Below are 18,607 nucleotides of genomic sequence, written 5' to 3'. Positions count from 1 at the left end.
ATTATGGTGTGGTCACAGCCCTTAGTTTAACCATGACAGGTAAACCAATAGATGCAAGATGGCTAAAGCAGGTAACGCGGCCAGTAAATCATCCAGCATAATACCGAAACCACCGTGTACCCTGCGATCAAACCAGCTGATGGGCCAAGGTTTTAAAATATCGAACAACCGAAACAAAATAAAGCCCAGTAACAAGCTTTGCCAGCTGATGGGCACCAAGAGCATGGTCAAGGCAAAACCGATAATTTCATCCCAAACTATGGCGCCGTGGTCATGTTCCCCTACATCGGCAGCGGCTTTGCCACACACATAAATACCCAGCAAACTACCGAATAGGATAAACAGCAATAGCCAAGCTTGTCCGGCCAAACTTAGTAACCAAACCAACGGCAATGCCGCCAAAGTACCGAAGGTACCCGGTGCTTTTGGGGCTAGACCGCTGCCAAAGCCTAATGCTAAAAAATGTTGCCATTTACCCAGCTGAAATTTGGCTTTGCTATTTGCTGTTGTCATAGAAAATGTTGAAACCCATGATGTTGGTAAGCATAAGGCTGTTCACCGCTTTTTAATTCCAGTTTACCCACCGCCCCTGTGATCCTGCCAATACAGGTGATTGGCACGCCATAAGGCGACAGTAACACATCAAGTGAGCCTCGACGATTCTCTGGCACGGTAAAGAGTAACTCGTAATCCTCACCACCCGATAACGCCAGTTGCATCGCGTCTTCCGCTGTACAGCTGTCTTTTAACGCTTGCGACATAGGCAAACGTTGAATATCAATATAAGCCCCTACTGCCGAGCGACGGAGGATATGTGGTAAATCACCCGCCAAGCCATCAGAGATATCCATCGCGCTACTGGCGGTATTACGCAGCGCCTGACCTAAAGCAACCCGTGGCGACGGATAATGAAAACGTTGTAATAAATGCCCTTGATGCTTTTTACTAATTTCGCACTGCCCTTGCACCAGCTTTAAGCCCAGGGCGGCGTCGCCCAGTGTGCCGGTAACATAAATATAATCACCCACCTTAGCACCCGAGCGAGTAATGGCTTTTCCACGCGGTACTTGGCCTTTGGCCATCATGCTGAAACTGAGCGGGCCACGTGTCGTATCACCACCAATCAATTGGCAATTGTAGTATTCAGCGGTTTCATGTAAACCGGCAGCAAATTGCGCTAACCAGCTTTCATCTGCCGAGGGTAACGTCATCGCCAACGATAACCATGTTGGCTCTGCCCCCATGGCGGCCAGATCGCTAACATTGACGGCCACTAACTTATGGCCAAGTGCACGCGGATCAACATCAGGAAAAAAGTGAGTCCCCGCGACCATGGTATCTGTTGTAACAACGATGTCGTAACCATCACGCACCTGTAACACCGCACCATCGTCACCGACACCAATACTGACATCAGTGCGCTTCACGCCGATATTCGAAAAATATCGCGCGATTAAATCAAATTCACCCATAGCGTATAAAAAGCCGACTGACGTCGGCTTCTCCATTAATTTGGACGCAATACCTTGACCGCTTTGTCCAGGATACTGTTCACAAACTTATGACTATCATCAGCCGCAAAGGCTTTGGCTAATTCAATAGCTTCATTGATGATCACTTTATAGGGTACATCTAAACGATACTTCAGTTCATAGGCTGAAACACGTAATACCGCTTTTTCGACCAAGTCGATATCTTCGAACGGGCGCTCGAGATACGGTTTAATCGCTTCATCTAATTTGGAATGGTGTAATACCACACCGCGTAAAATATCTTGGAAATACGCAACATCAATATGTTTAACGTTATTTTCCAATAACAATTGCTGCTCAATATCAGCTATCGGGTTGTGGCTAACTTGCCAACTGTAAATACCTTGTACAGCCAGTGAGCGGGATTGACGACGGACGTTAGGTTTCATCTGTGCTTCCTGTTACAGTTGTGCAAGCACATTGATCATTTCGAGTGCCGACATGGCTGCTTCGCCGCCCTTGTTACCGGCCTTAGTACCGGCACGCTCAATCGCTTGTTCAATACTGTCTACAGTAAGCACGCCAAAAGCTACTGGCAGGTCATACTGCATACTCACTTGGGCAATACCTTTGACACACTCGCCTGACACATATTCAAAGTGTGGTGTACCGCCACGGATCACCGCGCCGATAGCCACAATCGCATCATATTTCTTGGTTGCGGCAACACGTTGTACCGCTAATGGCAACTCAAACGCGCCCGGAATACGCACGACAGTGATGTCTTGTTCAGCGATGTTACCCACGCGTCGCAAAGTGTCGATGGCGCCGCTGAGTAAACTTTCAACAATAAAACCGTTAAAGCGTGCGACTACTATCGCAATTTTCTTACCATTCGCTGCATAGCCTGCTTCAATTACCTGCATGACCTGTCCTTACTATTTAACTGCCGTCAAAATTTAGCCGTGCATAATAGCATAATTTATGACACTCGGGCATAGCCTTATTCAGAAACGTAATCCACTACATCCAGACCGAATCCGGATAACGCATGGTACTTAATTGGCTTGCTTAACAAGCGCATTTTCTTCACACCTAAGCTGGCCAAAATTTGAGAACCGACACCCACATTACGAGATGTGCCTTTCCAAGGCGCCACAGGCGGTTTTTCACCCTTATCTTCTGCTTCAAAATGTTGCACCATTTGCACTAGCTCTGAGGTGCTTTCGTGCTTACCTAACAACACCAAGACGCCACCTTCATCAGCAATACGCTGCATGGCGGTATGCAAAGGAAAACTGCGATTGGTACCGCGTGTGGTCAGCAATAAGTCGTTAAAGGTGTTATGTAAATGCACCCGCACTAAGGTTGGCTCGTCAGCGACAATGTCGCCTTTAACTAAAGCAAAGTGCAACTGATTATCAATCGTGTCTTTAAAGGTCACTAACTCAAACTCACCCATCTCGGTCGGTAACTTACAGGTCGCCACTTTTTCAATGGTGGTTTCATTGAGATTACGGTATTCAATTAAATCGGCAATGGTACCAATTTTAATATCATGCTCTTTCGCAAACACTTCAAGATCCGGACGGCGCGCCATGGTGCCATCATCATTTAAAATTTCAACAATCACTGCCGCAGGCTCAAGCCCCGCTAATCGCGCCAGATCACATCCGGCTTCGGTATGACCGGCACGCACTAACACGCCGCCATCTTGCGCCATAAGTGGAAAGATATGCCCTGGCTGAATGATATCTGAAGGGCGAGCGTCACGTGCCACCGCTGCTTTCACTGTTTTAGCGCGATCGGCCGCTGAAATACCGGTGGTCACGCCTTCTGCAGCTTCAATGGATACCGTGAAGTTGGTCGCAAACGGTGATTTATTGGCATCGACCATTAAGGGTAAGTTGAGTTGCTGGCAGCGTTTTTTCGATAAGGTTAAACAAATTAAGCCACGACCAAACTTTGCCATAAAATTGATGGCAGCAGGCGTGACATACTCGGCGGCCATCACCAAATCGCCTTCATTCTCGCGATCTTCATCATCCATCAAAATAACCATTTTACCTTGGCGGATATCTTCAATAATTTCTGCAGGTGTATTCAGTTGCATAGCTAACCTTCTTTATAAAAACCCGCGTTGCTCTAACAACGCCAGATCAACACCTGTTGTAGGGGCAGGTGTTTTAGTATGGAGTAAGCGTTCTAAATAACGCGCGATCAGGTCCACCTCTATATGGACCAAGCTGCCTTTTTGCAACTGCAGCAACGTCGTTTTCATCGCCGTGTGCGGAACGATGGTTAAACGAAAGGCCGTTGCACTTAGTTCATTTACGGTTAGGCTAACGCCATCAATGGTTACCGAACCTTTATGTGCCAGATACGGCGCTAATGCCGCTGGCATAGCAAACCACAGTTGCCAAGCGCGCGCGGTTTTTTCGATGCGCAGCAGCTCCGTCACACCATCAACATGGCCGCTAACCATATGGCCACCTAAGCGACCGGTGGCTAATAAGGCTTTTTCTAAATTCACTCTTTGTCCCACCTGATACTGACTAAAGCGGGTTAAAGCGAGTGTTTCAGCGGATACATCAGCGACAAAGCCTTGGGCTAGCAATTGGGTAACGGTAAGACAGACCCCATTGCTGGCAATACTGTCCCCTAACTGCACATCGCTAAAATCTAACTGCTCACTGTGGATCTGCACTTCTAAATCGCCGCCTTTAACGGTTAAGCGGCTAATGTGACCTGTGGCAGCAATAATACCGGTAAACATATCAGCTCTCTTTTGTTGGGTTGGCAAGGCTCGTTGCCGCAGGTATAGCTCGAATTCGAATATCATTTCCGAGTTGTTGTACATCGGTCAGGGTTAAATGCGGTACGGCGGCTAACTGTTGAAAATTGCCTAATTTCGCTAAGGGTTGAGCACAGTCACCCAATAGTAAAGGCGCTTGATACAAGATGACTTCATCGACTAGCCCATGTTGCAATAACGCCCCAGCAAGCGTGCTTCCCGCTTCAGTCCACACGCTATTAATATGCTGCTGATGTAAGGCCTTAAGCAAGGCCGATAAATCGAATTGATCTGACGCTAACACGGCTAAAGGCAATTGAGTCACCCTAACTTTAGAGGTGCTAAGTTGCTTTGCGGCTTGTGCTGCGTCATAGCAAAGTAACACCGCACCACCTTGACTAAATAAGGCTTCAGTACCGGTTAAGCGCTGTTGCCGATCCAAGATCACGCGCAGTGGCTGGCGTAAGCCGCCATCGGCTAAAGTAGTAATGGTATTGCTCGCGGTTTGTCGCACCGTTAAACGGGCATTGTCGGCTAAAACGGTGCTAGCAGTAGAAAGAATCGCGCTGCTCTGCGCTCGAAACTGCTGCACATCATCACGGGCAACATCCCCGGTTAACCACTGACTTACGCCATTAGCTAGCGCGGTGCGACCATCTAAACTGGCGGCCATTTTGAGCCAGACATAAGGTCGTTGACGTTCCATCCGACTGAGAAAACCCGGATTGAGCGCCCGGGCGGCGTTCGTAAGCAAACCATGCTGCACGCTGATCCCTGCGCTTTCGAGGATAGCGACGCCTTTGCCTGCCACCAGTGGATTCGGATCTAACATGGCAATCACCACCCGACTGACCCCAGCTTTCACTAACGCTTCGGCGCAAGGCGGGGTGCGGCCATAATGCGCACAAGGCTCTAACGTGACATAACAAGTCGCGCCTGCTGCCGCAGAGCCGGCTTGTTGTAAAGCATACACTTCGGCATGGCCCTGCCCCGCTTGTCGATGATAGCCTTGCCCTATAACCTGAGCGTTTTTCACCAACACCGCACCCACATTAGGATTAGGATCGGTGGTGAAACGCCCAGCCGCAGCTAAGCTTAACGCCAGCGTCATATACTGATGATCGGCTTCTGAAAAGGACACCGTTACTTCTCTCCCAATCGGGCAATTTCCTCGCCAAACTCACGAATATCTTTGAATGAGCGATACACGGAAGCAAAGCGCACATAGGCCACTTTATCGACTTTAACTAACTCATCCATAATTAAATTACCCAGCAAATGACTACCGACTTCACGTTCGCCCGTTGCACGTAATTGCGATTTAATTTTATGGATCAGCTGTTCGATTTCTTCGGTAGATACCGGGCGTTTTTCTAACGAACGCAATAAGCCATTGCGTAATTTATCTTCGTTAAAAGGCTCACGCGAACCATCACGCTTAATAATGCGCGGCATCACCAGTTCGGCAGCTTCAAAGGTCGTAAAACGTTCATGGCAAGCCAAACATTCACGACGCCGGCGCACTTGATGACCGTCGGCGACTAAACGAGAATCAATGACTTTGGTGTCATCCGCGTTACAAAAGGGACAAAACATGCTGAGCTCTCTATATCACCCTATCGGGACTTTTTGAGATGGCCGGATAAAATAATGGCCGCAATTGCGGCCATCATAACATGTTATTTTAGTTTACGCATAAACTGGGAAACGGCTACATACCTCAGAAACACGGGCTCTGACGGATGCAATAACCGCTTCATCACCACGGCTGTCTAAGACTTCACAAATCAATGTTGCCACTAAACGTGCTTCAGCTTCTTTAAAGCCACGACGGGTAATAGCCGGAGTACCAATACGTAACCCACTAGTTACAAAAGGTGAGCGAGGGTCGTTAGGCACTGAGTTTTTATTAACGGTAATGTGCGCTAAACCTAACCACGCATCCGCTTCTTTACCGGTAATATCTTTGTCGATGAGATCCATCAAGAACAAGTGGTTTTCCGTACCGCCTGATACCACTTTATAACCGCGAGAGATCATCTCAGCACACATGGCTTTGGCATTTAGTAACACTTGTTGTTGATACACTTTAAATTCAGGCTGTAAGGCTTCTTTAAAGGCTACTGCTTTTGCCGCAATAACGTGCATTAAAGGGCCACCTTGGCCGCCTGGGAATACCGCTGAGTTTAACTTTTTCTCAATGGCTTCGTTTTTACGCGCCAAAATTAAACCACCACGTGGACCGGCTAAGGTTTTGTGTGTTGTCGTCGTCACGACATCAGCAATAGGTACGGGGTTTGGATATAAACCCGCCGCCACTAAACCGGCAACGTGCGCCATATCAACCAGTAAGTATGCACCGACTTTATCCGCGATATCACGAAAACGCTGCCAATCAATAATACCTGAATATGCAGAGAAACCAGCAATTATCAGCTTAGGTTTATGTTCTAGCGCTAAGGCTTCGGCTTGATCATAATCAATCACGCCGGTTTCAGGATGCAGGCCATATTGCACAGCATGGTAAAGTTTACCAGATGAGCTGACACTTGCACCGTGCGTTAAGTGGCCGCCATGCGCTAAGCTCATACCTAAAATGGTATCGCCAGCGTTTAATAACGCTAAAAATACCGCTGAGTTAGCTTGTGAGCCAGAGTGTGGCTGTACGTTAGCGTAGTCAGCACCAAACAATTCTTTAGCACGAGCAATGGCTAAATCTTCGGCTAAATCAACATATTCACAACCACCGTAGTAACGCTTATGCGGATAACCTTCGGCATATTTATTCGTTAACTGTGAACCTTGCGCCTGCAATACCCGAGGGCTGGCATAGTTTTCTGAAGCGATAAGCTCGATATGGGCTTCTTGACGTTCAGTTTCTTGTACCATGGATTGCCATAATTCCGGATCGAAATCTGCAATATTCATTTCACGCTTTAACATGCTTTCTCCTGCGCGCGGCTACCACGCTGATCGATTGACAACAGTCTAAAAATTGTTGGTTATTCTACTCTTATTTTTTAATTCTTGCACTGAAAAAACAGACATCCAGACAGCTAAATGAAATGAAGTCTAAAAAAATCTTACTGGCTGTGCAGAAATACTGCCACTTGCTTTACAACGTGTTACAAGGGGCGTAAATTACTGGTTATTCATACAGCGCTATTTGCAGCAGGATTATGTCGCATCGAAAAATTATCCATTTAGACATGGATTGCTTCTTTGCCGCGGTTGAAATGCGCGACAACCCTGCCCTGCGGCATATTCCGTTAGCTATTGGCGGTAGTCGATCTGAACGCGGCGTGATTGCCACCTGCAATTATCCGGCTCGGGCTTTTGGTGTGCGCTCCGCCATGCCGACACATGAAGCCTTAAAGCGTTGCCCGCATCTAACCTTAATGCGTGGGAGCATGGATAAATACAAAGCCGTTAGCCAACAGATCCAAAGCATATTTCGCCGTTATACCGAGCACGTCGAACCACTTTCTTTAGATGAAGCCTATTTAGATGTCACCGATTGTAAGCAATTTAAAGCCAGCGCCACGCTGATTGCTGCGGATATTCGCCGCACGGTGTTAGCAGAAACCGGTTTAACCGTTTCTGCTGGGGTAGCGCCCAATAAATTTCTCGCCAAAATCGCCAGTGATGAACAAAAACCCGATGGTTTATTTGTGATCCCACCCGAGGCCATCAACGATTTTGTTCTGCAACTCGCCCTGCGCAAAATCCCTGGTGTTGGGGTAAAAACCGCAGAGAAACTTGCCAAGCTCGGATTTCATTTTTGCCGTGATATTTGTCAGCCAGGTGAAGAGATCAGTACAGAGCGACTTGCCTTGTTATCTCGGCATTTTGGCAGCTTCGCCGCTACGTTAATTAAACGCAGCCAAGGTATTGATGAACGCCCGGTCCGGCAAGATCGTGAACGTAAATCGATCGGTGTAGAACAGACATTGCCGAACGACATCGCGGACTTAGAGCTAGCCGAACAAGAAATGCTACAGTTATTACCCACCTTAGAGCAGCGTTTAGCGCAAAGCGGTAAAGCGGCATTACTACAAAAAATTGGCGTGAAATTAAAATTCAGTGATTTTCGGCAAACGACAGTAGAAACCCAATGTCATCGTTTAGATCCGCGCTTATTGGCACAACTATTAGCGCAGGCTTGGCAACGCAGGCAAGAACATAGCGTGCGCTTAATTGGCATACAACTGGGCTTTAAATCGGCTTGTCATGAACAATTAGCCCTACCGTTAGAAGGCACCACTTTTTAAAGACGTAACTTAGGCAATGTATTCGGCAATAAAAAAGCCGGCGCTAAGGCCGGCTCTTTAAAATCTTTACTAATTAACCGATAACAGTTACGTTTTCAGCCTGTGGGCCTTTTTGGCCTTCAGTAACGATAAAGGTCACTTGTTGGCCTTCAACTAACGTTTTACGGCCTGTACCGTTGATAGCGCGGAAGTGAACAAACACGTCTTTACCGCCTTCACGCTCGATAAAACCAAAACCTTTATCTTCATTGAACCACTTAACTGTACCAGAAATTAACTGTGACATAACACTCTCTTACTTTAACAAATTTTGCCGAAATTACGGCGACTTAAATAATACCGGCCACGTCATCGAGCTGATACTTACTTCGACCGCATTATCAGGGATGCTGATTAAGTGGTCAATATAAATACTGAGACGAACAGAAAATAGTTTTCTGCTGGGCCGTTCCGGCAAGGACTGCTAAGCCTTACTTACTCAGTGTAGCAGCAATGTGGAAAAAACCATCAATCTTGTGGTGTTTTTTTACGTCGCACCGGCGCCGAGCCGTCATCGCCACCTTGGAAGAACACCTTCGCCGGGGCTTTTTTCACCGTTTTCGCGCTGGGCTTGCCCGAATGTTTAGCTTTCGTGGTGCTTTTAGCTGACTTCGCTGCCGCTTTACCGGCTTTTTCTACTGGCTCGGTTGGGCCTTTGAAGCGCGCCACTAAACCTTCCACCTCGCTAAACTCTGCAGGCCGGCGTAAAAAACCTTCAATTTTTTGCAGTGATGCCCAATCTTTTGGCCCGACTAAGGAAATAGCCTGCCCCTTCGCACCGGCTCGACCCGTCCGACCGATCCGATGCACATATTCTTCAGGGTGTTTTGGCAAGTCAAAATTGATAACATGGGTCACTTGCAGCAAATCTAGGCCACGCGAGGCTAAGTCAGTGGTCACTAACACTTGATATTTACCGGCTGCGAATTGCTGCATCACCGCATTACGTTGGCCTTGGTTTAATCGAGCACTTAAGCCCATGGCGCTAAAACCGTTATCAACACACACAGTCGCTAGGCGCTCGGCATCATCACGAGTGGCGGTAAAGATAATGAGCTGTTTCACCGGCTCGTGTTTGAGCACATGTGCTAATAAGGCTTCTTTGTGCGTGAGATTATCGGCAAACATAAATTGCTGCTGAATATCACTGTGCTGCTCATGCCCACTGCCTAAGGCAACCCGAAACGGGTTTTTTAATAAGGCAACCGTTAGCTCATCAACTTCAGTGTGATCTAAGGTTGCTGAAAACAATAAGGTTTGACGTAATCGATGCTCGGCGGCTTTGTTAATGGCATTTAATTGCGGCATAAAGCCCAAGTCTAACATGCGATCCGCTTCATCTAAGATCAGCATTTCTAAGCCTTGCAGAAACACTGACTTGTGCTCAAGATGATCTAAAAAACGCCCAGGCGTCGCAACTATGACGGTCGGCTGGCGTTTTAATAGCTTCTCTTGATCATTAAAATTCTCGCCACCTACAATTAATGCTGCGGTAACAGGCGTATTTGACACAAACAAGCGTAATTGCGCATACACCTGTTTTGCCAATTCGCGGGTGGGTGCCAAAATTAACGCACGGGCATCTTGCTTAGACAAAGGGCGGCTTTTCAACAGCCGCTGCATCATCGGTAACAAATAAGCCAAGGTCTTACCCGAACCGGTTTTAGACGAGACCATCAGATCCCGGCCCACCAATACGGCAGGTATAGCTTCTTGCTGAATTTCTGTAGGCGTGGCAAAGCCTAAATGTTGTACCGAGCGCAATAATCGCGGGTCCAGCCCTAAGTCCTGAAAAACCAAAATATACCTCTCTTTACGATAGGCGCCTATGATACATCAACTGACAAATTTGAGTTAGTGCCCTGTGTCGAGCTAGTATAAGCAATATTCCCGTAAATCGTTAAGAGTAACCTCATGAGTAATGCCTTTAAAGAGCAACTGCTTAAAGCCGGTTTAGCCGATCCGAAAAAACTAAAAGCGGCAAAAAAGCAACAACATCAGCAACGTGTGCAATCAGGTAAAAACCAAAAAGTGGTTGCGGAGGCCACCTTACTGGCCGAGCAACGCCGCCAAGAGCAGGTAGCACGCGATCAAGAATTAAACCGCCAAAAAGAACAGTTGTTGCAGAAAAAAGCGATTGCGGCACAAGTTTCACAATTAATAACTAGCAATACCATTAAGCCTAGTGGTGAAGTGGCATTTAATTTTACCGACGGCAAAGTGGTTAAGCGGCTATACGTTAATAATAAGTTGCATAATGAATTAACTCGTGGTTTACTTGCGATCGTTAAGCAGGGTGAAAACTATGTGTTAGTGCCCGCAGCGATTGCAGCTAAAATTGCACAGCGCCAACCAGAAAGCGTTATCGTGCAACAGGATCGCCCTGTCGAACAGGCCGATGAAGAAGATCCGTATGCCGCTTACCAAATTCCTGATGATTTGATGTGGTAACAATACAAGGCGGGCTTCTTCTCTTAATATTATTATTAAATGAAGGAGCTTGCTATGCGGCAACTACTTACTATTGGATTATTGCTGTTTTTCGGTGTCAGCCAAGCGGTCTTTGCCGCTTCTGTTTGGCAAGTGAGTAAAGATCAAACCCAGTTTTACTTAGTTGGCACTGTGCATCTACTCAGTGAAAACGACTTCCCTCTCCCTAACGCTTTTGATACCGCCTTTAATGCCAGCCAGCATTTGATTTTTGAAACCGACATGCAGCAACTTACCAGCCCAGCAGGGATGAATAAGATGATGTCTCAAAACACTTATCGGCCGGGGCAGAACTTAAAAGATGTGTTATCTAATAAAGTATATCAGCAGTTGCAAGCCATGGCGAAAGAGCGGCAATGGCCACTCACTGCCATAGAGCAATTTAAACCGGCTTTTGCCGCAATGATGATTTCAGTACAAGAACTGCAACGCCTCGGTGCCGCTTCTACCGGCGTAGATATGCACTATTTGCAATTAGGCTTGCAACAGCAAAAGCGCATAAGTGGTTTAGAAACGGTCGATGAACATCTGGCGGTGCTGACAGCATTAAATGAAATTGACGCCAACAAAGTGATCAGTTCAACCTTACAAGATTTAGAAAAAATCGAAAGCATGTTGGGGCAAATGAAGGCTGCTTGGCGCAGTGGTCATGCTGAGCAATTGGCTGATTTATTCATTGATGACATGAAAAAAATCCCTGAGATCTATCAAATTACCTTGGCAAAACGCAACTATGCTTGGCTAGATACGCTAATACAACTGGAAGGCAAGGATACGATGGTATTAGTGGGAGCACTGCATATGGTCGGTGAAGATGGCCTATTAAAATTACTGGCCGATCGCGGCTATCGATTTGAACAGTTACACGATTAAAGCGTTAACGCAACAACGACGCCCAACTGCCTTGGCGGATCTGTTGGGCTTTTTTAGCTTTATTTTATTGATTTGCGCTGGGCGCCATGCCTCGCGCTGATACCCTGTGCGGTAGAAAAGCCAGTTTGTACCTGCCATTTTGGCCGGATCGGCGTTAAGGGTAATTCTCTTTTCCGCGCCACCAAGAGATAACTCGACGCAAAATAGCGTAAATGACGTTCACTGAAACGTTGCCAACGCCCAGCTTTATAATCTGGACTTAACATTGAACTGCAAAAAAACCGCTGCTCACCGACCACTTCAAAACCAATTAAGTGCAACCAATCTTTAATCCTCGCCGCACTAAAAAAATGACCTTGCCACGGAAATTCATTTTTTAGCCAAGGCGCAAAGCGGGTTAACCCAAGCACACTATGTGGATTAAAGCCGCTAAGCAATAAATAACCATCGCCAATTAACACCCGATGCGCTTCGCGGATCACGTGATGTGGATCGGATTGAAATTCTAAACAATGACTTAATAGCACCGCATCAACGCTCGCTGCCGCTATTGGCAGCGCGTCGGGCTCGGCAATCATTTTTGCGCCGGTGGGGAGTTCTGCTTGCCCTTCGGCAGAGCCTAGCGTTAATTGTTGGCGTAAGCGGGCACTGGGTAAAGTTAATTGGCTACTTAAATCACCAATCTTCAATAAGTAATAACCGAAGATTTTTTGCAACCACGGCTCTAACTCCTGCTCTAGCGCACTGGCTAAGGCATGGCCTTGCCGAAAACAGTGCCAGCCGGAAGGGACTGCAGGATGATTGTCACGAAGTGCCGGTTTCATGTTAATGTTCTGCCCTGATTAAATGCAAAGGAGTTCCCAATGCTGGATATTAGCCCTATTCATGCCTTTCAGGATAATTATATCTGGGTTCTGTCACGCCCGAACCAACCCTATTGTTTGCTGGTTGACCCGGGTGATGCCACGGTGGTCAATCAGTACCTTCAGCAAACCGGCAAACAATTGCTTGGGATCTTAATTACTCATCATCATGCTGATCATACCGGAGGCCTAGCGCAATTAAAACAGCAGTGGCCTGAGGTTCGGATCATCGGCCCTGAGGCAGAACAACATAAAATTCCATTATTAACCGAAACCGTAGCCGATAATAGCATCATTCATTTTCCGGAACTTAATTGGCACTGTCAGACTCTACATGTGCCGGGCCATACGGCTGGGCACGTAGCCTATTATTCAGCGGACGTTTTGTTTTGCGGTGATACCTTATTTAGCGGCGGTTGTGGCCGCTTATTTGAAGGGACACCCGCGCAGATGCTGCAATCTTTGCAGCGACTCGCTCACTTGCCCAGTACCACTAAAGTGTATTGTACACATGAGTACACCTTGGCAAATTTGTGTTTTGCCTGTGAGGTTGAGCCAGATAATCTTGATTTACTAGATTATCAGCAGCAAAGTCAGTTAAAGCGACAAAAAAATCAGGAAACTTTGCCTTCTAATTTAGCGTTAGAGAAAAAGATTAATCCTTTTTTACGCTGTGAAAACAAATCGTTACAACACAAATTTAAACAAAGCTCGGCTCTTGAGCTGTTTACTTACTTAAGAGCAGCCAAAGATCAATTTAAATCCTGACTTGCATTGAGCTGTCAGACAGGTAATATTTATTTTTTTTAAAACTGGATCTCCGTTATGTCTGTAAGAATCCCTGCCGTAGTTTTACTGGCACTGTTATCCGGCTGTGTCAGCACGACAGGGTCTGATGCTGAAACGACAGCTCAGTTACCACAGCCACAACCAGCAAAAACTAAAGCTGTAGATTTTCACAAGAATACCGCTTCGGCTGAGCAAATTGCCGCGAGGTTATGGGCTTCAGGCCTCAGTGAAGAACAACTGCTTGATGCCAGCGAGTTGGAAGATCTTTGGTTGCGTATCCAAGCGCAATTAAGTTTTAAGGTGCCACAAACCCGCGCTATCGTCGAACAACGTAATTTTTATACTGATAATCAAGCCTATTTAGATAAGGTCGCGGGCAGAGCCCAGCCTTTTTTGTACTACATAGTGCAAGAGCTAGAAAAGCGCCAAATGCCGTTAGAATTGGCCTTATTGCCGATTGTTGAAAGCGCCTTTGATCCCCTGGCTACCTCTCCGGCGAATGCCGTTGGCATGTGGCAATTTATGCCCGTCACCGGCAAACGTTTTGGCTTAGCACAAAACACCTGGTACGACGGTCGTCGTGATGTAGTGCAATCCACCCAAGCCGCTTTAGACTATTTGCAATATCTGTACGATACCTTAGAACATGATTGGTTAAACGCGATTGCCGCATACAATGCTGGCGAAGGCCGGATTATGCGCGCGATTAAAGCGAATCAAAAACGGCGCTTACCCACTGATTTTTGGTCGCTCGATTTACCGGCAGAGACCACCATTTACATTCCAAGATTATTAGCTTTGGTTGACATTTTACAACGCCCTGAAGAATTCCAAATTGTCTGGAAGTTTATTGCTAATGAGCCAAAAATTACCGTGGTTGATGTTGGTAGCCAAGTTGATTTAGCCATTGCGGCAGACTTAGCCAACATGAGCGTTGCAGATTTGCAGGCGTTAAACCCTGGCTTTAGCCAATGGGCGACCGCACCAGATGGTCCCCATCAACTGGTATTACCGATTGAGCAAGCCGAGGTATTTAACCAAGCGTTAGCCAATATCCCGGTAACGCAATTAATGCAGTTTAAACCTTATCGTGTGAAAAGTGGCGATAACTTAGGCGTAATTGCGCGTCGTTATCAAACCTCGGTTGACGTGTTAGTGCGCTTAAATAAATTGTCCAGCAATACCATTCGAATTGGTCAAGAATTATTGATCCCCAACAGCACCAACCAAAGCACTTCAACGCAAAGCATTGCCGCTAACGACAGTGCCCAAAGCAGCAACGGTGAAATGACCGAGCATATTATTCAGCGCGGTGATACGTTATGGGATTTAAGCCGTAAATATGATGTGACGGTAGCACAGCTTCGTAACTGGAATAAACTAAGCGTTAACAGTGTCTTAAATGAGGGGCAGCGTATCCAGCTTTGGAGCAACAGCCCATTACAAACCGCAACTCAGCAAACCCGTACCCTTAATTATCGAGTGAGACCTGGCGACTCTTTAGTTAAAATTGCCCAGCGTTTCAGCATTACAGTCGCAGATATCGTAAAATGGAATAATATTAATACTGAACGCTATCTTCAGCCTGGACAACAATTAACGCTATTAGTCGATGCAACAGATGTCTGATTTTTACCGAGGTATCAGATGAAATATGTAGTATTAGCCTGGTTACTGTGTTGCAGCCATTTCAGTTATGCTGACTTTGCATACCATGGCCAATTGCAATTGCAAACGGCCAGTGGCGAACAACGTCAGCAGATTTTTACCCTGCAATTGAAACGTGAAGCCGGTGCCTATCAGTTTACTGTTGGCCAACAGCAAACCCGTTTTGCGATGCCGCCGCAGTCTTATTCGATGGCTTTAATTTTACAAGATGATACTGATGTTTGGGTTACCGACTTGAGCAACCAGCCTTTGCATGGCTTTACATTGCAACTTGGCCAATATCTTATTAAGCTGAATAAGGATGATAATGCCCGTTCTGCGCGAGGCCGTTTTGTTCTGCAAATCAATGATGAGTCCTATTATTTTAGTAAAGGTCCAGCCCAAATTAATTTCAGTTTAACTAACAACGGTATTAGTGAGTTAAATGTGCGAGGAATGTTTAAACCGAAACGTTAAGGCTCTTTTTGAAGTTGTAATAAGGGCATTAAACCTGATGCTAAACAAAGCAGGGGTGCCAGCAATAATGGCCAGAAATAGTCTATAGGGATCTGATTCCACCAAGCATGGATAGCTGCGGTGCCTTGAAAAACTAAACCAAAAATCCCTACATAACAGAACGTGCGATTTAACCAACGTTTTGGAAAGCATAGCCTCATCACTTTAATACCCGATGCCTTGCCGACACTTCCAAATTAACCAGCATTCTGGCAAAAACACCTAAGACCAAGCGTTCTTGCTCAGTGTAATAGCGATAGTTTTTTACCGAGTCAAAACCAACAAAACCTAACAGCTCCATACCCGCCAACAAGGGTATAGTGAGCAGACTTTTGATCCCTTGCGGTTGTAATATTTGTTTTAAGGCATCCCCTTTGGGCAGCGCCGGAACATCAGGGATGTGCATCTCTTGCCCTGTTTGATGTGCATGCAGCCATTGCGGGATAGCGGCTAAGGGCACGCCTTGTAAACTGTTGATCTCCGGCATAACGCCCTCAGCGCACCACTCAAAAGTGTTTGAACAGGTATTGTTGTTAAAATCATAATTAAAAATATAAACGCGGTCCGCCGCCACAGTTTGCCCTAATTTGGCTAAAGCCTGCTGAATTAATGAGGGTAATGCAGCCGGTTCGACCGAACTAAAATGCTGGCCTAGTTCTAACAGTAAACTGATCAAAGCCACCGGATCGCGCTGGCTGGCCGTTGGCGGGCTGGCAAAATGTAAGTTGGGAATTTGCTGCAAAATCACTAAGAAAAACCCGGCAGCAGGAGCATAACTATCTACTTGGTAACATAAGGCGGTGCTTTCTGAGAAGTACACCGCATGCCGGTTAAACTCCTCTGGCTGACTACCCGCTAAACGCTCGGCCGTTAATCCCGTAACCACCTTGAATATTGCATTCGCATCAACAAATACCCATTGCTCAGGATGCGTCGCGGTTTCTTGATATAAAGCACACCCAAACGGCGCTTGTCGCCACCACTGGAACATATCATCGTTGCTCATTCTGAATAATCCAACCTCGAAAAATCCTTACTTGCGAAGCATTGCATCAGTTAATACCACAATACGGTAAAGATAACGTTGCAGCAATCGCTTTACAGCAAACACTATCGAGAAGGTAAGGTTATTTACAGTTGCGCATCACTTTGATGTTCTGGCGCAGCAAGAGCAAATGCCGCCAATTGCTGACAATGATGATAAATACGATTGATCTGCGGATAATGCATCATATCGAGTTTAAAGCGCAGAGCGTTGTACACTTGCGGCACTAAACACACATCTGCCAAACTTACACTGTCGCCATAGCAATAATCGCCAGCACAGGATGATAAGCGTTGCTCAAAGGCTTTAAAGCCAACATGCAACCAGTGATGCAACCATTCTAACTTTTGCGCTTCAGATAGCGCAAGCGGACCCGTTAGGTACTGCAATACACGAAGATTATTCAGCGGGTGCATCTCACAAGCAATATCCAGTGCTAGGCCGCGAACTTGTGCTCGCGCAACCGGATTGTCAGGCAATAATGCATGTTGCGGATAACACTCTTCTAAATATTCAATAATGGCTAACGATTGATGCAGTGTTGCCTGCTCATCAAAAAAAACAGGAACTAACTCGGCTGGATTTAATCGCTGATAGGGCGGTTGATGCTGCTGCCCGCCCTCTTTTAATAAGTGAACGGGAATCGTCTCAAAACTGAGCTGCTTAAGATTGAGCGCAATGCGTACGCGGTAAGCCGCGGATGAACGCCAATAACTGTATAGTTTCATCTAAGTTGTCCCCTCAGCAATAGGCGGATGCGGCGCACCCGCCTGCAAACAACAACAGCTTAGTGAGAAGCTGTTACTTGCTGATCAATAGCGCCAAAGATGCTTTGACCTTGTGGATCCAGCATTTCTAAACGGATGGTATCGCCAAACTGCATAAAACGTGTCGTCGGTTTACCATCACGAATGGTCTCAATCATGCGGATTTCTGCAATACAACTATAGCCCACGCCACCTTCAGCAATGGCGGTACCATAGTCAGTACCTTGTTTATTAGACACTGTACCTGACCCAATGATAGCACCTGCACCCAGGTTGCGTGTTGCTGCCGCATGCGCAATTAATTGACCAAAATTAAAGGTCATGTCGATACCGGCATTCGGTTTACCGAAAGCTTCGCCGTTATAGGTGGATAACAAGGGCAAATGCAACCGACCGGCTTGCCAATGCTGTCCTAGTTCATCAGGCGTAACGGCAACAGGGCTAAAACTTGAAGCGGGTTTCGATTGAAAGAAACCAAAACCTTTGCCTAATTCATTCGGTATCAAACCACGCAACGACACATCATTCACCAACATCAGTAAACGCACTTTGTCTAAGGCCGCGTCTGCACTTATTCCCATCGGCACATCGTCGGTAATCACGGCGATTTCACCTTCAAAATCGATGCCATGTTCAGGGGTGATCGCAACGATAGGATCGCGTGGGCCGATAAAATCATCTGAACCACCTTGATACATTAACGGATCGGTCCAAAAACTCGCTGGCATTTCAGCATTACGTGCTTTGCGCACGAGTTCAACATGATTGACATAAGCACTGCCATCAGCCCATTGATAGGCGCGCGGTAACGGTGATTCACACGCTGCCTGCTCAAACGGCTTAGCATCACTTACGCTACCTTGATTCAGCGCTTGATAAACTTGCTCGGCTTTATTGGCTAGTTGTTGCCAATTATCTAATAACTGCTGCATCGTGTGTGCGATCTGTGGAATAGCAACACAATGCTGTAAATCACGGCTGACCACGACAAGCTGACCATCACGTGTTTGGTTTTTTAAACTTGCTAACTTCATTTTTTAT

Annotated in this window: 21 protein-coding genes; 6 read left to right on the top strand and 15 right to left on the bottom strand. The window is 46.5% G+C overall.

Features of this window, described 5'->3' with window-relative positions; genetic code table 11:
* Positions 1-21: 21 nt before the first annotated feature.
* From ACUJFL_RS06090 to glyA, 9 genes are all read right to left on the bottom strand, one after another.
* Positions 22-513 carry a phosphatidylglycerophosphatase A family protein gene (locus ACUJFL_RS06090; protein WP_445426388.1) on the bottom strand — a complete coding sequence of 164 codons (492 nt, stop codon included), beginning with the start codon at positions 511-513 and terminating at the stop codon, positions 22-24.
* Positions 510-1,472, bottom strand: coding sequence for a thiamine-phosphate kinase (gene thiL, locus ACUJFL_RS06085; RefSeq protein WP_445426763.1), 963 nt, complete (start codon positions 1,470-1,472; stop codon positions 510-512). Before thiL ends, ACUJFL_RS06090 begins: the two co-directional genes overlap by 4 nt.
* A gap of 35 nt (positions 1,473-1,507) precedes the next feature.
* Positions 1,508-1,921 (bottom strand): transcription antitermination factor NusB, encoded by a 414-nt coding sequence (nusB, locus tag ACUJFL_RS06080; RefSeq protein ID WP_226749830.1) that lies wholly within the window; start codon positions 1,919-1,921, stop codon positions 1,508-1,510.
* Positions 1,922-1,933: 12 nt separating this feature from the next.
* On the bottom strand, positions 1,934-2,398 hold the full coding sequence (gene ribH, locus ACUJFL_RS06075; protein ID WP_445428731.1) for a 6,7-dimethyl-8-ribityllumazine synthase: 465 nt from the start codon (positions 2,396-2,398) through the stop codon (positions 1,934-1,936).
* Between the two features lie 77 nt (positions 2,399-2,475).
* A complete protein-coding gene (gene ribBA, locus ACUJFL_RS06070; RefSeq protein WP_445428730.1) occupies positions 2,476-3,585 on the bottom strand; it encodes a bifunctional 3,4-dihydroxy-2-butanone-4-phosphate synthase/GTP cyclohydrolase II in 1,110 nt (369 codons plus the stop codon).
* Between the two features lie 12 nt (positions 3,586-3,597).
* Positions 3,598-4,248 (bottom strand): riboflavin synthase, encoded by a 651-nt coding sequence (locus ACUJFL_RS06065; protein ID WP_445428729.1) that lies wholly within the window; start codon positions 4,246-4,248, stop codon positions 3,598-3,600.
* Position 4,249: 1 nt separating this feature from the next.
* Positions 4,250-5,407 (bottom strand): bifunctional diaminohydroxyphosphoribosylaminopyrimidine deaminase/5-amino-6-(5-phosphoribosylamino)uracil reductase RibD, encoded by a 1,158-nt coding sequence (gene ribD / locus ACUJFL_RS06060; RefSeq protein ID WP_445428728.1) that lies wholly within the window; start codon positions 5,405-5,407, stop codon positions 4,250-4,252.
* Between the two features lie 2 nt (positions 5,408-5,409).
* Positions 5,410-5,862, bottom strand: a complete 453-nt coding sequence (nrdR, locus tag ACUJFL_RS06055; protein WP_226749825.1) for a transcriptional regulator NrdR — start codon at positions 5,860-5,862, stop codon at positions 5,410-5,412.
* Between the two features lie 93 nt (positions 5,863-5,955).
* Positions 5,956-7,209, bottom strand: a complete 1,254-nt coding sequence (gene glyA / locus ACUJFL_RS06050) for a serine hydroxymethyltransferase (protein WP_445428727.1) — start codon at positions 7,207-7,209, stop codon at positions 5,956-5,958.
* A gap of 236 nt (positions 7,210-7,445) precedes the next feature.
* Between glyA and dinB the strand changes: the two genes are divergently transcribed.
* Positions 7,446-8,537: a DNA polymerase IV gene (dinB, locus tag ACUJFL_RS06045; RefSeq protein WP_445428726.1), complete on the top strand. Its 1,092-nt coding sequence runs from the start codon at positions 7,446-7,448 to the stop codon at positions 8,535-8,537.
* A 73-nt stretch (positions 8,538-8,610) separates the two neighbouring features.
* On the opposite strand, the gene ACUJFL_RS06040 is transcribed toward dinB, so the two are convergent.
* Positions 8,611-8,823 (bottom strand): cold-shock protein, encoded by a 213-nt coding sequence (locus tag ACUJFL_RS06040; protein WP_226749822.1) that lies wholly within the window; start codon positions 8,821-8,823, stop codon positions 8,611-8,613.
* A gap of 221 nt (positions 8,824-9,044) precedes the next feature.
* Positions 9,045-10,376 carry a DEAD/DEAH box helicase gene (locus ACUJFL_RS06035; protein ID WP_445426384.1) on the bottom strand — a complete coding sequence of 444 codons (1,332 nt, stop codon included), beginning with the start codon at positions 10,374-10,376 and terminating at the stop codon, positions 9,045-9,047.
* 114 nt (positions 10,377-10,490) lie between these two features.
* Here ACUJFL_RS06035 and ACUJFL_RS06030 point away from each other — a divergent pair, with 114 nt between their 5' ends.
* Positions 10,491-11,027, top strand: a complete 537-nt coding sequence (locus ACUJFL_RS06030; RefSeq protein WP_226749820.1) for a DUF2058 domain-containing protein — start codon at positions 10,491-10,493, stop codon at positions 11,025-11,027.
* Between the two features lie 54 nt (positions 11,028-11,081).
* A complete protein-coding gene (locus ACUJFL_RS06025; protein WP_445428725.1) occupies positions 11,082-11,939 on the top strand; it encodes a TraB/GumN family protein in 858 nt (285 codons plus the stop codon).
* Between the two features lie 59 nt (positions 11,940-11,998).
* Here the strand turns inward: ACUJFL_RS06025 and ACUJFL_RS06020 are convergent, their stop codons facing one another.
* Positions 11,999-12,763, bottom strand: coding sequence for a class I SAM-dependent methyltransferase (locus ACUJFL_RS06020; protein WP_445428724.1), 765 nt, complete (start codon positions 12,761-12,763; stop codon positions 11,999-12,001).
* 39 nt (positions 12,764-12,802) lie between these two features.
* Here ACUJFL_RS06020 and gloB point away from each other — a divergent pair, with 39 nt between their 5' ends.
* The 3 genes from gloB to ACUJFL_RS06005 are packed head-to-tail and all read left to right on the top strand — an operon-like array spanning position 12,803 to position 15,715.
* Complete coding sequence (gene gloB, locus ACUJFL_RS06015) at positions 12,803-13,570, top strand: hydroxyacylglutathione hydrolase (RefSeq protein WP_445428723.1); 768 nt, start codon at positions 12,803-12,805, stop codon at positions 13,568-13,570.
* Positions 13,571-13,627: 57 nt separating this feature from the next.
* Positions 13,628-15,220 (top strand): LysM peptidoglycan-binding domain-containing protein, encoded by a 1,593-nt coding sequence (locus ACUJFL_RS06010; protein ID WP_445428722.1) that lies wholly within the window; start codon positions 13,628-13,630, stop codon positions 15,218-15,220.
* 18 nt (positions 15,221-15,238) lie between these two features.
* On the top strand, positions 15,239-15,715 hold the full coding sequence (locus tag ACUJFL_RS06005) for a hypothetical protein (protein ID WP_445428721.1): 477 nt from the start codon (positions 15,239-15,241) through the stop codon (positions 15,713-15,715).
* Between the two features lie 199 nt (positions 15,716-15,914).
* On the opposite strand, the gene ACUJFL_RS06000 is transcribed toward ACUJFL_RS06005, so the two are convergent.
* The 3 genes from ACUJFL_RS06000 to ACUJFL_RS05990 form a co-directional block, all read right to left on the bottom strand.
* Positions 15,915-16,760 carry a GAF domain-containing protein gene (locus ACUJFL_RS06000; protein WP_445428720.1) on the bottom strand — a complete coding sequence of 282 codons (846 nt, stop codon included), beginning with the start codon at positions 16,758-16,760 and terminating at the stop codon, positions 15,915-15,917.
* 125 nt (positions 16,761-16,885) lie between these two features.
* Positions 16,886-17,527 (bottom strand): maleylacetoacetate isomerase, encoded by a 642-nt coding sequence (gene maiA / locus ACUJFL_RS05995; protein ID WP_445428719.1) that lies wholly within the window; start codon positions 17,525-17,527, stop codon positions 16,886-16,888.
* A 59-nt stretch (positions 17,528-17,586) separates the two neighbouring features.
* Entirely contained in the window at positions 17,587-18,600 is a 1,014-nt protein-coding gene (locus tag ACUJFL_RS05990; RefSeq protein WP_306176910.1) for a fumarylacetoacetate hydrolase family protein, read from the bottom strand.
* Between the last annotated feature and the right edge of the window lie 7 nt (positions 18,601-18,607).

The sequence above is a fragment of the Alishewanella sp. HL-SH05 genome, assembly GCF_052655985.1.
The sequence above is the reverse complement of the archived record's forward strand: the minus strand, read 5'-3'. Positions and strand labels throughout refer to the sequence as shown.

What these genes read in the sequence shown, in the direction of transcription:
- dinB (WP_445428726.1), top strand. Translation starts at nt 7,446, where the DNA reads ATGTCGCATCGAAAAATTATCCATTTAGACATGGATTGCTTCTTTGCC.
- ACUJFL_RS06065 (WP_445428729.1), bottom strand. Translation starts at nt 4,248, where the DNA reads ATGTTTACCGGTATTATTGCTGCCACAGGTCACATTAGCCGCTTAACC.
- ACUJFL_RS06000 (WP_445428720.1), bottom strand. Translation starts at nt 16,760, where the DNA reads ATGAGCAACGATGATATGTTCCAGTGGTGGCGACAAGCGCCGTTTGGG.
- ACUJFL_RS06020 (WP_445428724.1), bottom strand. Translation starts at nt 12,763, where the DNA reads ATGAAACCGGCACTTCGTGACAATCATCCTGCAGTCCCTTCCGGCTGG.
- glyA (WP_445428727.1), bottom strand. Translation starts at nt 7,209, where the DNA reads ATGTTAAAGCGTGAAATGAATATTGCAGATTTCGATCCGGAATTATGG.
- ACUJFL_RS05990 (WP_306176910.1), bottom strand. Translation starts at nt 18,600, where the DNA reads ATGAAGTTAGCAAGTTTAAAAAACCAAACACGTGATGGTCAGCTTGTC.
- ACUJFL_RS06005 (WP_445428721.1), top strand. Translation starts at nt 15,239, where the DNA reads ATGAAATATGTAGTATTAGCCTGGTTACTGTGTTGCAGCCATTTCAGT.
- ACUJFL_RS06025 (WP_445428725.1), top strand. Translation starts at nt 11,082, where the DNA reads ATGCGGCAACTACTTACTATTGGATTATTGCTGTTTTTCGGTGTCAGC.
- gloB (WP_445428723.1), top strand. Translation starts at nt 12,803, where the DNA reads ATGCTGGATATTAGCCCTATTCATGCCTTTCAGGATAATTATATCTGG.
- nusB (WP_226749830.1), bottom strand. Translation starts at nt 1,921, where the DNA reads ATGAAACCTAACGTCCGTCGTCAATCCCGCTCACTGGCTGTACAAGGT.
- ACUJFL_RS06090 (WP_445426388.1), bottom strand. Translation starts at nt 513, where the DNA reads ATGACAACAGCAAATAGCAAAGCCAAATTTCAGCTGGGTAAATGGCAA.
- ACUJFL_RS06040 (WP_226749822.1), bottom strand. Translation starts at nt 8,823, where the DNA reads ATGTCACAGTTAATTTCTGGTACAGTTAAGTGGTTCAATGAAGATAAA.
- ACUJFL_RS06030 (WP_226749820.1), top strand. Translation starts at nt 10,491, where the DNA reads ATGAGTAATGCCTTTAAAGAGCAACTGCTTAAAGCCGGTTTAGCCGAT.
- ribBA (WP_445428730.1), bottom strand. Translation starts at nt 3,585, where the DNA reads ATGCAACTGAATACACCTGCAGAAATTATTGAAGATATCCGCCAAGGT.
- thiL (WP_445426763.1), bottom strand. Translation starts at nt 1,472, where the DNA reads ATGGGTGAATTTGATTTAATCGCGCGATATTTTTCGAATATCGGCGTG.
- ACUJFL_RS06010 (WP_445428722.1), top strand. Translation starts at nt 13,628, where the DNA reads ATGTCTGTAAGAATCCCTGCCGTAGTTTTACTGGCACTGTTATCCGGC.
- maiA (WP_445428719.1), bottom strand. Translation starts at nt 17,527, where the DNA reads ATGAAACTATACAGTTATTGGCGTTCATCCGCGGCTTACCGCGTACGC.
- ribH (WP_445428731.1), bottom strand. Translation starts at nt 2,398, where the DNA reads ATGCAGGTAATTGAAGCAGGCTATGCAGCGAATGGTAAGAAAATTGCG.
- nrdR (WP_226749825.1), bottom strand. Translation starts at nt 5,862, where the DNA reads ATGTTTTGTCCCTTTTGTAACGCGGATGACACCAAAGTCATTGATTCT.